11 protein-coding genes are annotated in these 13577 nt (G+C 68.7%); 6 read left to right on the top strand and 5 right to left on the bottom strand.

The window, feature by feature from the left end:
- Positions 1 to 39: 39 nt before the first annotated feature.
- The 5 genes from ACIRRA_RS19740 to ACIRRA_RS19720 form a co-directional block, all read right to left on the bottom strand.
- Positions 40 to 864, bottom strand: a complete 825-nt coding sequence (locus ACIRRA_RS19740) for a MerR family transcriptional regulator (protein ID WP_402769794.1) — start codon at positions 862 to 864, stop codon at positions 40 to 42.
- A 114-nt stretch (positions 865 to 978) separates the two neighbouring features.
- A complete protein-coding gene (gatB, locus tag ACIRRA_RS19735; RefSeq protein WP_402769792.1) occupies positions 979 to 2493 on the bottom strand; it encodes an Asp-tRNA(Asn)/Glu-tRNA(Gln) amidotransferase subunit GatB in 1515 nt (504 codons plus the stop codon).
- Positions 2494 to 2518: 25 nt separating this feature from the next.
- Positions 2519 to 5017, bottom strand: a complete 2499-nt coding sequence (locus tag ACIRRA_RS19730) for an FtsX-like permease family protein (RefSeq protein WP_402769789.1) — start codon at positions 5015 to 5017, stop codon at positions 2519 to 2521.
- Complete coding sequence (locus tag ACIRRA_RS19725; RefSeq protein WP_402769787.1) at positions 5014 to 5799, bottom strand: ABC transporter ATP-binding protein; 786 nt, start codon at positions 5797 to 5799, stop codon at positions 5014 to 5016. The genes ACIRRA_RS19730 and ACIRRA_RS19725 overlap by 4 nt, the downstream gene beginning before the upstream one ends.
- 40 nt (positions 5800 to 5839) lie before the next feature.
- Entirely contained in the window at positions 5840 to 6187 is a 348-nt protein-coding gene (locus tag ACIRRA_RS19720) for a hypothetical protein (RefSeq protein WP_402769784.1), read from the bottom strand.
- Between the two features lie 208 nt (positions 6188 to 6395).
- On the opposite strand from ACIRRA_RS19720, the gene ACIRRA_RS19715 reads away from it, so the two are divergent.
- The 6 genes from ACIRRA_RS19715 to ACIRRA_RS19690 all read left to right on the top strand — a co-directional run bounded on the left by ACIRRA_RS19715 (position 6396) and on the right by ACIRRA_RS19690 (position 13501).
- On the top strand, positions 6396 to 7730 hold the full coding sequence (locus tag ACIRRA_RS19715; protein ID WP_402769781.1) for a sensor histidine kinase: 1335 nt from the start codon (positions 6396 to 6398) through the stop codon (positions 7728 to 7730).
- Between the two features lie 29 nt (positions 7731 to 7759).
- Positions 7760 to 8413, top strand: coding sequence for a response regulator transcription factor (locus tag ACIRRA_RS19710; RefSeq protein ID WP_354835362.1), 654 nt, complete (start codon positions 7760 to 7762; stop codon positions 8411 to 8413).
- A gap of 57 nt (positions 8414 to 8470) precedes the next feature.
- A complete protein-coding gene (locus ACIRRA_RS19705; protein ID WP_402769778.1) occupies positions 8471 to 10306 on the top strand; it encodes a protein kinase in 1836 nt (611 codons plus the stop codon).
- Positions 10296 to 11249 (top strand): hypothetical protein, encoded by a 954-nt coding sequence (locus ACIRRA_RS19700; protein WP_402769775.1) that lies wholly within the window; start codon positions 10296 to 10298, stop codon positions 11247 to 11249. Before ACIRRA_RS19705 ends, ACIRRA_RS19700 begins: the two co-directional genes overlap by 11 nt.
- A gap of 196 nt (positions 11250 to 11445) precedes the next feature.
- Entirely contained in the window at positions 11446 to 12399 is a 954-nt protein-coding gene (locus ACIRRA_RS19695) for a hypothetical protein (protein WP_402769773.1), read from the top strand.
- A gap of 70 nt (positions 12400 to 12469) precedes the next feature.
- Positions 12470 to 13501 (top strand): ATP-dependent 6-phosphofructokinase, encoded by a 1032-nt coding sequence (locus ACIRRA_RS19690; protein ID WP_402769771.1) that lies wholly within the window; start codon positions 12470 to 12472, stop codon positions 13499 to 13501.
- The last annotated feature ends 76 nt before the right edge of the window (positions 13502 to 13577 follow it).

The raw sequence follows: 13577 nt of genomic DNA, 5'->3' as shown, positions 1-13577 counted from the left end.
CCACCGGGCCAGTGCGGGCCGTTTTCGGGCCCGAGTCGTTCACACGGCGGAGGCGACCGGCATTTGCAGTTCCACGACCCACCCGTCCGAGGTCGGGTCCTCGGGCGCGCTGAGGTAGACCTCGCGGATGGGAGCGTTGGGGGCATAACGGTTCTCGTCGGCCCAGCGACCCATGGCCTCGAAGGACACGCACAGTTCGGCCAGCTTCCCGCGATGCACCAGGGTCGCGGCCTGCGGAATCTCCGGCAGCAGGTGCAGGTCGAGGCTGCTGCCCGGCGCGGCGGTCCCCGTGACCTGGTGCGCGACGTGCACGCGCAGACCCTCTTCGAGCTCTTCGTAGTACACGACCGGCGCGCCGGTGATGGTGAGCCCGGCCTCCGGGATCAGTTTCCCGAGCCGGGCGTAGAGCCGCTCGATGATGGGCCCGACCGCGGCCTCCCCGGATTCGGCCGCGACATCGCTCATTTCGGCGACGAGCGTGGCGGACAGCGGTTTCACGATGATTTCCTGCTCGGGCATGACGCCCTCCTTTTCTATACGCAGGAGCCTCGCCTCGACGCTCGCGAGCCGTGCGGTGTCCGCGGCCACCTGATTGGCCAGCTGCGCGCGACGCAGTTGCAGCATGCCGTGCAACCGCTCCGCGGACAGCTGCCCGTCGAGGAGTTCGGCCACCTGGTTCAGGGTGAAGCCGAGTTCCTTCAATGCGACGATCCGGTTGAGCCGTGCGAGCTGTTCGGCCACATAGAACCGATAGCCGCTGCACGGATCCACCTCGGACGGCGGCAGCAGTCCGATCTCGTCGTAGTGGCGCAGCATTCGCACCGACACCGATCCGAACCTGGCGAAGTCTCCGATACTGAACATGACCCCTCCAGGTTTAGGACCTCACACGGTGTGAGGGTCAAGCCCATGATCGCTCAAAGGGATCGGGGCGCACGGCAAGTGCCGTGCGCCCCGAGTCACATCGATAGGTGGTGGCTAGCCCTCGACTCCGCAGGCCGCGAGGACCAGTTCGCGGACGCGGGCGGCGTCGGCCTGGCCGCGGGTGGCCTTCATGACGTCGCCGACGACCTTGCCCGCCGCCTGCACCTTGCCGGAGCGGATCTTCTCGGCGATGTCCGGGCTGGCGGCGAGGGCCTTCTCGACCTCGGCCTGCAACGCGGAGTCGTCGGAGACCATCCCCAGGCCCTTGGCCTCGACGATCTGGCCCGGCTCCCCCTCACCGGCGAGAACGAAGTCGACGACCTGCTTGGCGACCTTGTTGTTGATGGTCTTGGCCTCGACCAGCCCGGCCACCTCGGCGACCTGCTTCGGGGTGATGGGCAGGTCCTCGAGTGCGACCTCACGCTCCTTGGCCTTCTCGGTGAGGTAGGCGACCCACCAGGAGCGGGCGGCGTCGACCGAGGCGCCGGCGTCGACGGTCGCGATGATCAGGTCCAGCGCACCGGCATTGACCAGGTCGCGGAACACCTCGCCGGACAGGCCCCAGTCGGACTGGATGCGGGCGCGGCGCAGCCACGGGTACTCCGGGATGGTGCCGCGCAGTTCCTCGACCCAGGCGGCGTCGGGCGCGATGGGCTCGAGGTCCGGCTCCGGGAAGTAGCGGTAGTCCTCGGCGGTCTCCTTGATGCGGCCGGGCGAGGTGGTGCCATCGGTCTCGTGGAAATGGCGGGTCTCCATCAGCACCGAGGCGCCGGAGGCCAGCACGGCGCCCTGGCGGCGCATCTCGAAGCGCACCGCGACCTCGACGCTCTTGAGCGAGTTCACGTTCTTGGTCTCGGTGCGGGTGCCGAATTCCTTGGCGCCCTTGGGCATCAGGGACACGTTGGCGTCGCAGCGCAGCGAGCCCTGCTCCATCTTCACGTCGGAGACATCGAGCGACTTGAGCACCTCGCGCAGCGCGGTCACGTACGCGCGGGCCACCTCGGGGGCGCGTTCGCCCGCGCCCTCGATGGGCTTGGTGACGATCTCGATCAGCGGCACGCCGGCGCGGTTGTAATCCAGCAGCGAGTGCGAGGCGCCATGGATGCGGCCCGTCGCGCCACCGACGTGCAGCGACTTGCCGGTGTCCTCCTCCATGTGAGCCCGCTCGATCTCAACCCGGAAGGTCGACCCGTCATCGAGCACCACATCCAGGTGACCGTTGGTGGCGATCGGCTCGTCGTACTGGCTGATCTGGTAGTTCTTGGGCTGGTCCGGGTAGAAGTAGTTCTTCCGCGCGAACCGGCCCCACGGGGTGATGGAGCAGTTCAGCGCCAGCCCGATGCGAATCGCGGACTCGACGGCCTTCTCGTTCACCACCGGCAGCGAGCCCGGCAGGCCCAGGCACACGGGGCACACCTGGGTGTTCGGCTCGGCGCCGAATTCGGTCGGGCAGCCGCAGAACATCTTGGTCGCGGTGCCCAGCTCGACGTGTACCTCCATGCCGAGCACCGGTTCGTACCGGTCGATGACATCGGAGTAGTCCATCAAGTCCACGGTCGCTGCGCTCATGCGCTCCATCCTATTTACTCGCCGATCAGTCCACGGCGATGGCCTCCACGATGGGCAACCTGGCCGCGCGCAGGGCGGGCGGGATGGCCCCCAGCAGGGACAGTCCGAGGGCGATGACGGCGTAGGCCACCAGCAGTGGGCTGGGCTGATAGCGGATGTCCATGGCGATGGCGTGCCCGAGCGCGATGGTGGCGAGGTAGTGCACGGCCGAGCCCACCGCCAATCCGAGTGCCGCGCCGGTCACTCCGATGCCGGCGGCCTCCGTGAGCACGGTGCGCAGCATGAAGCGGCGGCTGGTGCCCATGGCCCGCAGCACCCCCAGTTCGCGGCGGCGGTCGAGCACCGACAGCATCAGCGTATTGAGCAGCGCGACCGCCGAGACCACGACCACGATCCAGAGGATGGCCGAGCTGATCGAGGTGCCCTGCCGGACACTGGACGAAATCGCGGTCACCGCATCGCGTCCGGTGCTGACGTGGATATCGGCCGGGACCGCGGCGCGCACGGCCGCCATCACCGCGGCATGGTCGGCGCCGGGCGCGAAGTCGATGCCGATGATGGTCTCGCCCGGCCGCTGATACCACTCGCGCATGATGTTCAGGTCGAGCGCCACCACGCCCGCGATGGCGGAGAAGTAGGGCACCACCTTCAGTACCTGCACCCGGTGCTCACCGGTCGGGGTGGGCAGGGTCAGGTCGGACCCCTCGTGCACGCCCAATGAGCGGGCCACGTCCCGGGAGATGACGACGCCCGCGCCGGCGGCCATGCGCGCCTGGTCGGCCTGGCTCACATTGTCCAGCACCGAGGTCCGGGCCACGCCGCCGCTCTCGAAGGCCTGCAGCATGACGCGGCCGCGGCCCAGGGTCGCGAAAGCCATTTGGGCGGAACCGACTCCGCCGACGCCGGGGATGGCGCTCAGTTTCTGTTTCAGGTCCGACGGCAGCAGCGGCCCGGTGGGGAACTGTTCCATGGCGGTCGGGCTGACGAACACGTCGGTGCGGGCCAGGCCCTCGAAACTGTCGGTCGCGGCGCTGACCATATTGCGGCCCGCATTGCCGATGGCGACGATGGCGGTCACGCCGATCATGACGGTCATGACGGTGGCCCAGACCCGGCGCGGTGCGCGTTCGATGGTGGTCGCGCCGAGCGCGCCGGGCGCGCCGAAGAGCCGGGCCACAGCGGCGACCGCGCGCACGATGGGCTCGGTGGCGGCGAAGCACAGCACGACCGCGCCGGCGATGGACAGCGAGATCGCTCCGATCGAAAGCCGGCCCAGGTCCGCCTCGGCCACGACCACCGCGCCGGACACCATGATCAGACCGAGAATCGCTGCGGCCCAGCGGATCACCGGTTTCACGGTGTCGGCCGCGCCGACGCCGACGGGGGCCAGCGCCTCGATCGGCGCGACCTTGTACACCTGCCGCGCGGCGATCGCCGCCGCGGCGACGCTGGCCAGCACGCAGGCCAGAATCGCCACCGGCACCGCGTAACCGGGCACCTGGTACTCGGTGCGCGATTCGACGGAGTTCACGATGGCGGCGGGCAGCTGCCGGATCGCGGTGCGGCCCATGAAGATTCCGATGATGGATCCGCTGACGGCGCCGAACAGGCCGAGGATCGCGGCCTCGGCGAGCAGATCGCGCACCATGGCGCCGCGCCTGCCGCCGATGGCTCGTAGCAGCGACAGCGTCGGGCGGCGTTGCGCCACGGCCATGCTCATGGCGTTGTAGATCAGGAAAGAGGACACGATGAGCGCCGAGGCCGAGGAGGCCAGCGTCGAGTAGCGCACCAGCATCACCGCGCCGCCGGCCTGCGCGGTCCGCAGATCCGGATCGGCGACCACGGCCCGGCCGGCGATCGCCTTGGTGAGGTCCGAACGCAGCCGGCCCACATCGGTATTCGGCGCGGCGATGATCTGGACCGAGTCCAGCCGGCCTTCCCGGCCGGTGATCTTCTGCGCCACCGGCAGCAGTGCGATCGCGATGTGGCCGCCATTGATCTTGGCGGCGGTGGAGTCGTCGATGACGCCCGCGACGGTGGCCGTCACGGTGCCGAACTGGAACTTGTCGCCCTCCCGATAGCCCATGGCGGAGCCGACCAGGACACCGTTGCTGACCGTGAGCAGTTTGCTCGCCTGATCGGTCACCGTGCCGCCGAGGTCACTGCCCAGCTGGGCGGCGGAGGGGTCCGCGCCGACCAGCAGGGCCCGTTTGTCGTCGGCCCCGATGGACTGCCGCACCATCGGCACCGCCGTGCCGACCCCGGGCACGGACCGGATCTGTTGCAGCAGTTGCTGATCGAAGCCCGCGTCGGTGATGCCGCTGACCTCCAGCACCGCCTTGCCGCCCAGGCTGTGGGTGAGCTTGTCCACCGAGCCGGTGATGGAGCCGGAGATGCTGAACACCGAAACCAGCAGTCCCGCGGACACTCCCATCACCACCATGGCCATGGTGGTGCGGCCGCGGTGGGCGAAGAGCTCACCGATATTGAACAGGCGTAGCCGATCCAGCGCGGCGCGGATCATGCGTGCACCGCCCCGGCGTCATCGACGGCGACATCACCGTCGGCGGCGGGAGCCGAACCGTTGCGGCCCGGCTCGGGAACGGTGCGCACCTCGCCGTCATCGCCGCGCTCGACCCGGTCGATGGACCCGATCTGCCCGTCACGCAGGTTGATCACCCGGTCGCAGTAGCGCACCGCACCCATGTCGTGGGTCACCATGACCACGGAGTTGCCCTCCTCGGTGATGTCGGCGAGCAGATGCAGGATCGAGGCGCCGGTCTTGGAGTCCAGGTTGCCGGTCGGTTCGTCGGCCAGGATCAGCGGCGGATCCATGATCAGCGCCCGCGCCACCGCTACCCGCTGCATCTGGCCGCCGGACAGTTCGGCCGGCCGGTGCTCGGCGCGCTCGCTGAGCCCGACCAGGTCGAGCAGCTCCAGCGCGCGCGGCTTGGCCTCGCGTAATCCGGTGCCGTCCAGCAGTTTCGGAATCGCGACGTTCTCCCAGGCGGTCAGCGTGGGCAGCAGGTTGAAGAACTGGAAGACGAAACCGACGCGGTGTCGCCGGAATTCGGACTGCCGGTCGTCGTCCAGGTCGCCGATCTCCTTGTCCTGGAAGCGAATCGACCCGGTGTCCGGGGAGTCCAGCGCGCCGAGCAGGTGCAGCAGGGTGCTCTTGCCCGAACCGGAAGGACCGACGATGGCGGTGAACTCCCCCGCATCGATCCGCAGGCTGATCCCGTTCAGGGCGCGCACGGTCTGCTCGCCCACCCGGTATTCCTTGGTGACGTCGGTCAATTCCAACATTGGTCGTTCCCCTCTGCAGATCAATACCAGGCGGTGTCTATCAGCTGGCCAGCGCTCGTGCACGCGGACGGCCGAAATACAGCCGATCGGTGTCGTAGGTGTCGAGGATCGCGCGCAGGGCCGGCTGTTCGGCGCAGAGCTCCGCGTACACCTCGATCGCCAAAACGCCCTTCTCCATTGCGTTTTCCATCTTCACGGTCAAATGGTTCTCCCAGCGGTTACGCAGCGCGAGCAGCACCCCGTCGGGGTCGCCGAACAACCGCTCCAGCTCCGGGAGATCGTCGAACAGCTTGGGATCAGCGGGATTCAGTTCGAAGTCACTGCGCGCCGCCCGATCGAGAACGATGTGCAGGATGTCGGTGCGAGCGTGAAAGTCTGCCCAGGACATGGCCCTCAACCTTTCGTTGAATTGGGTTACAGCGTGGTGCGCACCCGGGCTTTGTGAGCGGGCGCGTGTGCCGTTGCCCCAAAACTACGATCGCTCCGATACCCCTGTCTTCGTGCCGCGGACGCGACTCGACCTCCTACTCCGGTAGGAGACCAGCCCCTGCCGCCGGACGATGTACGCGGTCTGTTCCGGCGGATAGCCTTGCAGAATGAACGTGACCAGCGCCACCCCGGAGGCAGTCGGGCAGGCGTTGCAGGAGTTACGGGAGTGGCTGCACGAAGCCGGTGTCCGGTCCCGGCGGTTCGTACGCAACCCGGTCCGCGAATACCGGCGCTGGGTGGAGGAGACCGGTTTCGACTACCCGGTCTCGATGGTCGTGCTGGTGGACGTGATGCTCTACACGTTCAGCACGATCGCCTTCGCCCAGCGGGTGGCCGCGGGCTATTTCCCCGGCTCCCTCGCCCTGGCCGCGCTGCTCATCGTCTATCTGACCGGGCCGCCGTGCGTGGTGCTCAACCTCCCGCCGCGCCCGGTCCTGCTCGCCTCGATGACCATGGCCGGGGTGGCCCTGTTCCTGATGCAGCCGGTGCCGCTGGATGTCGCACCGCTCATCCTGATCGTCGTGACCGGGGAGGTCGCGGCCATCACCCGCACGTCGGTGAGCACGATCATCGGCCTGGGCATGGTCGCGGAGATCATGTTCTTCGGATACGTGGGGCACATCGACGGACTGACCTGGTTCACACTCGGCATCCTCTTCGGCTGGTTCACCGGGCAGCTGCTGAACTACCAGCGCCGCTACCTGTATCAGGAACGCGACTATCAGGAGGTCCGCGCCCTGCAGGCCGCCGGCGAGGAACGCCGGCGCATCGCCCGTGAGGTGCACGATGTCATCGCGCACTCGCTGAGCGTCACCCTGCTACACGTGACCGCCGCGCGGCACGCGCTGCAGACCGACCGCGATGTGGACGAGGCGATCGACGCGCTCGCCGACGCCGAGCGGCTGGGTAGGCAGGCCATGGCCGACATCCGCCGGACGGTCGGCCTGCTGGACGGGCACCATGCACCCCAGACACCGGAACCCGGACTCGACGACATCGAGGATCTGGTGTCGGACTTCCTCCGCGCGGGCATGGCGATCGACTTCCGCTCGGAAGGCGATCGCGGGCAGGTCTCGGCCGCCCTGGGGCTGGCGCTGTACCGGATCTGCCAGGAATCCCTCGCCAATATCGCCAAGCACGCCCCCGGCGCACAGGCTCAGGTTCGAATCATGTTGTGCGCCAGACATATCGATGTCACCATCACCAACACCCTGCCCGCCGGGGCATTGCTGCGGCCGGGTCGCGGCATGGGCATCTCGGGCATGCGCCAGCGCCTGGCCGTCCTCGGCGGCGCCCTGACCGCGGGACCCCACGACGACGGCTGGCAGGTGTCCGCCCGGATCCCGACGACCGGGCAGATGCCCTGCATCGCCGCCGCGGAGCAGAACCTGCGCTCCGTACTGCTGTCCATGACCCAGAAGACCCCGCAGGAGGGTATGTGACCGACCGTCCGGACGACGAGCCGATCGGCGTGCTCGTCGTCGACGATCAGGAGCTGGTGCGCGGCGGGCTGCGTCGAATCCTGCGCCGCCGCGACGGTTTCACGGTGAGCGAGTGCGCGGACGGGGACGAGGTGCCCGCGGCCGTCACCGCACACCGCCCGGATGTGGTGCTGATGGATCTGCGTATGAAGCGGATCGGCGGCATCGAGGCAACCCGGACGCTGCGGACGGTCGTGGACGCGCCGCCGGTGCTGGTGCTCACCACCTTCGACGACGACCAGTTGCTGTCGGGCGCGCTGCGGGCGGGCGCGGCCGGGTTCATCCTCAAGGACTCCCCCGCCGAGGATCTGATCCGCGCGGTGCGGACCGTCGCCACCGGCGGCTCCTGGCTGGACCCGACGGTCACGCCGCGGGTGCTGACCACCTATCGTTCGGCCCGTCCCACGCCCGCACCCGGCGGCGATCGGCTGTCCGAGCTGACCGTTCGCGAGCTCGAGGTGCTAGAGCTGATCGGCCGCGGCCGCCTCAATGCTGAGATCGCGCGCACACTCGGTATCTCGGAGGTAACGGTGAAGAGCCACGTGGGACATATCTTCGGGAAGCTCGGGTTACGCGACCGGGCCGCGGCCATCGTCTTTGCGTTTGACCACGGCGTGGTGGCACCGGGAGAATCCACCTCCTAGAGGGGTGGGTCGCGGGTCCTCGTCTGCTTCCCTCCCGAGAGTTGGAGGTTGGACGGGGTGGATGCACCGCCATCGCGGGCCGGAAGCAGGTTCGGGCCGTACGAGTTGCGCTCGCTGCTGGGCAGGGGCGGCATGGGAGAGGTCTACGAGGCCTACGACACCTCCAAGGATCGGGTCGTCGCCCTCAAGCTGCTACCGGAAGAACTCGCGAAGGACCCCTCGTACCAGGAGCGTTTCCGCCGGGAGTCGCAGGCGGCGGCACGGCTGGCGGAGCCGCACATCATCCCCATCCACGACTGGGGCGAGATCGACGGTGTGCTCTACATCGATATGCGGCTGGTGCGCGGGCGGGATCTGCGATCGCTGCTGGACCAGTACGGCGCGCTGCCGCCGCTGCGGGTCATCGGGATCATCGAGCAGATCGCGGCGGCGCTGGACGCCGCGCATTATTCGGGGCTGGTGCACCGGGACGTCAAACCCGCGAACATCCTTGTGACTGATGCAGATTTCGCATATCTCGCGGATTTCGGCATCGCACGCGCCGAGGGCGATTCCACCATCACCATGACCGGCACGGCCGTGGGCTCCTACGCCTATATGGCCCCCGAGCGCTTCGACGCCGGGCCGGTCTCCGGGCGTGCCGACATCTACTCGCTGGGCTGTGTGCTGCACGAGTGCCTCACCGGTGACAAGCCCTTCCCGGCGCACAACATGAGCGTGCTGATCCGCGCGCATCTGTCGGAGCCGCCACCGCTGACGAGCATGCTGCGCGCCGGGATTCCGCCCGCGCTGGATGCCGTGGTGGCCAAGGCGCTGGCCAAGGATCCGAACGACCGGTTCTTCACTGCGGGCGAATTCGCCCGGGCCGCGCGGGCGGCGCTGGCCGGTGGTCAGCCGCTGCCCGCGCCCGCCGGGCAGCCCCGGCCGGGCCGGACCGTGCCGCCGGGTCCACCGGTCGGCCCGCCGCCGACGACCATGCTGCCGACCGGCGCGCCCGCCGGGCCGCCGACCACGGTCATGCCGGGCGGGACGCCGGCCGCGGGCCGGCCGGCCGCCCGGAATGCCGATCCCACTGTGCGGCCATCCGATCCCACTGTGCGGCAACCCGGTTCCGGACTCGGGCTGAACACCGGGGCGATCCCGGCCTACATCACCGGATCCTTCCCGGCCGTCGAGGAACCCTCGCCCACCGGCGATCTGCCGGTCATCCTGCCGTCGGATCCGACCCGGGTGCGGGTCAGCGATTTCCACTACACGCCGCTGCCGGCCGACGCGCAGCAGCAGGCGGTCTGGGGCCATGCCCAGGCGCAGCAACGGGACTTCCCGTACGCGCCGGCGCCCGATCCCTCGCTGTACCCGACCGCGGATCACCCCATCGTCCAGCCGCCGCCCCGGGAGCCGGGAAAGCGGCGTAAGGGCAAGTCGATGGCGGCGCCGCTGTCCATCGGCGTGCTCGTGGTCGCGGTGGCCGCCATCGCCGGTGCGGTGGGCTGGCAAGTCCTGGACCGCTCCGGGAACGAAGCACCCATAACGACGGCAGCACAGGGTGTTCCGGGCACCACGGCCCCGCACTCGCAGCAGACGGGCCCGGTGGCGACGACGCCGGCTCCCACCACTGTGCAATTGCCGGCGGGAGCGACGTCGTGTCCGCCGGTATATGCGGCGCTCGGCGGTTACGCCAGTTCCGCGATCGGAAACACGGTCACGACCTGCCCTTTCGCGGAAGAGGTTCGCCGAGCCTATGCCGACGCGGCTTCTGGCCGGCCGGCTTCGGCAGTTAGTGTGGTGGCAGTGAGCCCGGTGACCGGCCGGTCTTACACGATGAACTGCACGGCCGCAGGCAAATTGGTGACCTGCGTCGGCGGTGAGAACGCGGTGGTGTATGTCTATTGATCCAATTCCGGCCTGTCGCAAGGGGTTTGTGCGCGGGCTGGCAGTGGCGGCCGTCCTGGCCGTCTCCGCTTGTAGCGTGAATCTCAATGCCGCACAGCATCATTCGGCGCAATCGGACGATATCAAACCGGTCGGCGACAGCTCCGCACTACCGGTCCCGAGCATGATCGGACCGGATCTGCCGGAGCTGTTCGGGCTGCCGAAATCCGTCGCGTTCGCAGCGGATTTCAACGATCTGAAGGCCACCCTGGACGGCCGGGTCGGCGTGGCGGTCATGCCCGTCGGCGGCGGCGACATGACCCAGCTGGGTGAGTGGAGCACCGGCATCGCCTGGTCCACCATCAAGGTGCCGCTGGCGCTCGCCGCGCTGCGTCACGATCCGGTGGGCATGCGCTCCACCGCCGAGGCCGCCATCACCTTCTCCGACAATGATGCGGCACAGACGCTCTGGAACTCTCTGGGCACCGGCAGCGAGGCGGCCGACGCGGTCGAGGCGGTGCTGCGCGAGGCCGGCGACGCCACCACCGACGTCGCCGCGCGCCACACCAAGCTGGCCGCGCTGGAGTCCGACGATCTGCTCGCCTTCGGCGCCACCGACTGGTCGCTGGCCGATCAGGTGCACTTCGCCTCCCGGCTGCCCTGCCTGCCGCACGCCAATTCCGTGGTCTCGCTCATGAGTGAGATCACCCCCAGCCAGAGCTGGGGCCTGGGCCGGCTCATCGGCGCGGAGTTCAAGGGCGGCTGGGGTCCCGACGACGACACCGGTAAGTACACCGTCCGCCAGTTCGGGCTGGTCCCGACACTGAACGGACCGGTGGCGGTGGCGATGGCGGCCGAGCCCACTTCGGGCAGCTTCGATGACGCCACGGACATGATGGACAAGCTCGCACTGCTGGTCGGCGACCATCTGCCCGACCTGCACGGCGGACTCTGCTCGCACTAACACATTCTGTGCGTATCCGTTTCAAAATGCCCAGCGTGCACCCCGAATCGGGCGTGAGCCGGTGAAAAACGTCCATACCCACCGGGTTTGACCGCCAGTGTCCTGACCCACAACAATCCTTGCGATTGACGGGTCCAGGTGCGTCCGCTAGGAACAGGGAAACGCACCGGACACCGGGGCAGATGGAGGTTACGGGGTGCACGCACCGTATTCGCGGAACGCTGACCAGCGCGACGCACTGGACAGCGCACGCGATGCGGGGTACGGATCCCGTTGGCGCGGACGGCGGCTCGCGCGGGGATGCGGAGCGCTGGTCGTGCTGGTCGGGGCGCTGACCGCGTGCAGCAGCAAGCCGGTACTGGTCCCGGACAAGACCACCGTGGCCGCGGCCGCGCCCAGCGCCGCCAGCCCCACCACCGTCATGGCGCTGCCCGGCTCGTTGGCCTGGGATTTCACCAACGACCTGAAGCCGTCGCTGGCCGGTAAGGTCGGGCTGGCCGTGATGCCGGTGGGTACCGATCGTGTGCTGGCTCTGGGCGATTGGAGCTCCGGGCCCGGCTGGTCGACCATGAAGGTCCCGCTGACCCTGGCGGCGCTGCGCAAGAGTTCGGGCAATCAGGTGGCGGCGGTCAATGCCATCGAATACTCCGACAACACCGCCGCCGATACCCTCTGGCAGGCGCTGGGGACCCCCGAGGTCGCGGCCCAGACCGTCCAGGACGTGCTACGCGAGGGTGGCGACACCGAGACCACGGTGCCCGCGACCCGCGCCCGGGCCGACTACTCCGCCTTCGGACAGGCCGAATGGTCGCTGGCGAATCAGCTGAAATTCGCCGCCAAACTCCCCTGCCTGGCGCAATCCGACGACGTCACCTCACTGATGGGCAAGATCAGCTCCACCCAGCGCTGGGGGCTGGGCAATCTGGACGGCGCGATCTTCAAGGGCGGCTGGGGACCCGATCCCAGCGGCAACTACCTGGTCCGGCAATTCGGACTGATCCCCGTGGACGGCGGCCAGATCGCCATCGCGGTTGCCACCCAGCCCAATTCCGGTTCCTTCGACGACGGCACCGCCATCCTCACCAAGATCGCCGCCCTGATCGGCAAGCACCTCGGCGAACTCAAGGGTGGTATCTGCACCGCCGGCTAGCGGAAACCGTAACCCGCGGTTCACGGGGGCGAGGATCACAGGCCGCCGAACTCAGGGCAAGATGGGGACCATGCGCATCGGAGTCTTGACCGGAGGCGGAGACTGCCCAGGCCTCAATGCCGTGATCCGTGCTGTCGTTCGTACCGCGAACGGCCGCTGGGGGGATGCGATCGTCGGCTTCCAGGACGGCTGGCGCGGCCTACTCGAGGATCGCAAGATCCAGATCCTCAACAATGACCGCACCGATCGGCTGCTCACCAAGGGCGGCACCATTCTCGGCACCGCGCGCACCAATCCAGACGTGCTGCGCGCCGGACTCTCCCGCATCAAGCAGACCCTCGACGACAACGGCATCGACGCGCTCATCCCCATCGGCGGCGAGGGCACGCTGACCGCCGCCTCCTGGCTGGCCGACGAGGGCGTGCCCGTGGTGGGCGTTCCCAAGACCATCGACAACGACATCGACTGCACCGACACCACCTTCGGCCACGACACCGCCGTCTCCATCGCCACCGAGGCCATCGACCGGATTCACACCACCGCCGAATCCCACCAGCGCGTCATGCTGGTCGAGGTGATGGGACGGCATGCCGGCTGGATCGCCATCAACTCCGGCATCGCCTCCGGCGCCCACCTGACGCTGGTGCCCGAGGTGCCGTTCGATGTGGACGAGGTCTGCGCCATGGTGAAACGCCGCTTCCAGCGCGGGGATTCGCACTTCATCTGCGTGGTGGCCGAGGGCGCGCACCCCGACCCCGCGTCCATGACCCTGCGCGACGGCGGCATCGACGAATTCGGGCATGTGCGGTTCACCGGCGTGGCCCAGCAGCTGGCGCCGGAAATCGAGCGGCGCATCGGCAAGGAAGTCCGGGTGACGGTGCTCGGGCACGTGCAGCGCGGCGGCACCCCGACCGCATACGACCGTGTGCTGGCAACGCGTTTCGGCGTGCACGCCGCGGAAGCCGTGCACGCCGGGCAATTCGGGCAGATGGTGGCGCTGCGCGGCACCGAGATCGAACTGGTGCCGCTGTCGGAGGCCACCAAGCAGCTCAAGCTGGTGCCGCAGGATCGGTACCGGGAGGCGGCCGCCTTCTTCGGCTGAGCCGGGTCGCCCCGAGTCGAAATACACTGCCGCACACGGCCCTCGCACCTATCGGCGCGAGGGCCGTGTCGCGTTG

The sequence above is a fragment of the Nocardia sp. NPDC101769 genome (genome assembly GCF_044766925.1).
In the GTDB taxonomy this organism is placed as follows: Bacteria; Actinomycetota; Actinomycetes; order Mycobacteriales; family Mycobacteriaceae; genus Nocardia.
Note: the sequence above shows the minus strand (reverse complement) of the source record. Positions and strands in the feature narration are given on the sequence as shown.

Coding starts and splice junctions, on each gene's coding strand:
- ACIRRA_RS19700 (WP_402769775.1), top strand. CDS start 10,296: ATGTCTATTGATCCAATTCCGGCCTGTCGCAAGGGGTTTGTGCGCGGG.
- ACIRRA_RS19725 (WP_402769787.1), bottom strand. CDS start 5,799: ATGTTGGAATTGACCGACGTCACCAAGGAATACCGGGTGGGCGAGCAG.
- ACIRRA_RS19740 (WP_402769794.1), bottom strand. CDS start 864: ATGTTCAGTATCGGAGACTTCGCCAGGTTCGGATCGGTGTCGGTGCGA.
- ACIRRA_RS19720 (WP_402769784.1), bottom strand. CDS start 6,187: ATGTCCTGGGCAGACTTTCACGCTCGCACCGACATCCTGCACATCGTT.
- ACIRRA_RS19690 (WP_402769771.1), top strand. CDS start 12,470: ATGCGCATCGGAGTCTTGACCGGAGGCGGAGACTGCCCAGGCCTCAAT.
- ACIRRA_RS19715 (WP_402769781.1), top strand. CDS start 6,396: ATGAACGTGACCAGCGCCACCCCGGAGGCAGTCGGGCAGGCGTTGCAG.
- ACIRRA_RS19730 (WP_402769789.1), bottom strand. CDS start 5,017: ATGATCCGCGCCGCGCTGGATCGGCTACGCCTGTTCAATATCGGTGAG.
- gatB (WP_402769792.1), bottom strand. CDS start 2,493: ATGAGCGCAGCGACCGTGGACTTGATGGACTACTCCGATGTCATCGAC.